Below are 1,723 nucleotides of genomic sequence, written 5' to 3' on the forward strand. Positions count from 1 at the left end.
GGCCGGTGGACCCGGACGTGTAGATCACGTACACCAGGTGCTCCGGGCTCAGCGCCCCCCGCACAGGGTCGCTCTCCGGCCGGCGCGCCCAGGCCGCGGCATCGCCCGCCAGGTCCAGCACCGGCACCCCCGCCAGCTCCGCCACCTCCGCCGCCCCAAGCCGCTCCAGGAGCGGGCCCTGGGTCAGCACCGCCGCCGGGGCGCTGTCGCGCAACATGTAGCCCAGGCGCTCCGGCGGGTACTCCGGGTCCAGCGGCACGAAGGCCCCGCCGGCCTTGAGCACCGCCAGCAGGGCGACGACCATCTCCGCGCTGCGCTCCACGCAGACGGCCACCCGCGCCTCGGGGCCGACGCCCAGCCCGACCAGGTGGTGCGCCAGGCGGTTCGCCCGGGCGTTCAGCTCCGCGTAGCTGAGCGCCTCGCCCGCGGAGACGAGCGCCACCGCGTCGGGACTGCGCCGCGCCTGCGCCTCGAAGAGCTGGTGCACGCACAGCTCGCGCGGGTACTCGGCCTCGGTGGCGTTCCACCCTTCCACCACCTGCCGCCGCTCCTCCTCCGGAAGCATCTCCAGCCCGGCGACCGGCCGCTCCGGCCCGGCCGCCATCTCCTCCAGCACCCGCCGCAGGTAGCCCAGGTAGCGCTCCACCGTGCTCCGGCCGAAGAGCGACGCCGCGTACTGCGCCCCGCCCACGATCCGCCCCTCCGACTCCCCGAGCGAGAGCGACAGGTCGTACTTCGCGCTCACCCGCTCCGCGGCACGGTCCATCGCCTCCACCCGGAGCCCGGGAAGGCGCGGCTCGTCCCCGGGCGCGGCCTCCGAGGCGAAGGTCACCTGGAAGAGGGGGCTGTGCGCCAGGCTGCGCGCCGGCTGCACCGCCTCGACCACCTGCTCGAAGGGGACGTCCTGGTTCTGCTGCGCCTCCAGCGCGCGCTCCCGCACCCGCTCCAGAAGCTCCCCCACCGTCGGTGCGCCCGAGAGGTCCACGCGCAGCGCCAGCGTGTTCACGAAGAAGCCGATCAGCCCCTCGATCTCCCTCCTGCCCCGGTTGGCCGTGGGCGTGCCCACGACCAGATCCTCCTGCCCCGAGAGCCGCGAGAGCACCACCGCCCAGCCGGCCAGCAGCGTCATGAACAGCGTCGTCCCCTGCCGCCGCGACAGCGCCTTCAGCCCGGCGGTCAGCTCCTCGTCCAGCGCCACACCCAGCAGCGCTCCGGCGTGGTCCATCTCGGCCGGACGCGGGCGGTCGGTGGGCAGCTCCAGCAGCTCGGGCGCGCCGGAGAGCGTCCGTTTCCAGTACTCCGCCTGCTGGCGCAGCACCTCTCCCTCCACCCAGCGCCGCTGCCAGACGGCATAGTCGGCGTACTGCACCGCCAGCCCCGGCAGCGGGTCCGCCTCCCCGCTGCGGAACGCGGCGTAGAGCGCGCTCAGCTCCGCCGCCCACACGCCCGCGGACCAGCCGTCGGAGACCACGTGGTGCATGGTCACCTGCAGCGCGTGCTCCTCCTCCCCGAGCCGCACCAGGCACCCGCGGATGAGCGGCCCCCGCTCCAGGTCGAACGGCGTGCTCCACTCCTGCGAGAGCAGGCGGCGCAGCTCCTCCTCGGCGTCCGCCTGACCGCCCAGGTCGTGCTCCACCAGGTGGAAGCGGCTCTCCCCGAGCGGGGCGATCCGCTGCACCGGCTCGCCGCCGGCCAGGGAGAAGGTCGTGCGCAGCGCCTCGTG

Annotated in this window: 1 protein-coding gene; it reads right to left on the reverse strand. The window is 75.0% G+C overall.

Going from position 1 to position 1,723, the window contains the following annotated elements:
- Positions 1–1,723 (reverse strand): condensation domain-containing protein (locus VGR37_16025; GenBank protein ID HEV2148914.1); only part of this gene is annotated, 1,723 nt, incomplete at both ends.

It is taken from the genome of Longimicrobiaceae bacterium, from assembly GCA_035936415.1.
In the GTDB taxonomy this organism is placed as follows: domain Bacteria; phylum Gemmatimonadota; class Gemmatimonadetes; order Longimicrobiales; family Longimicrobiaceae; genus JAFAYN01.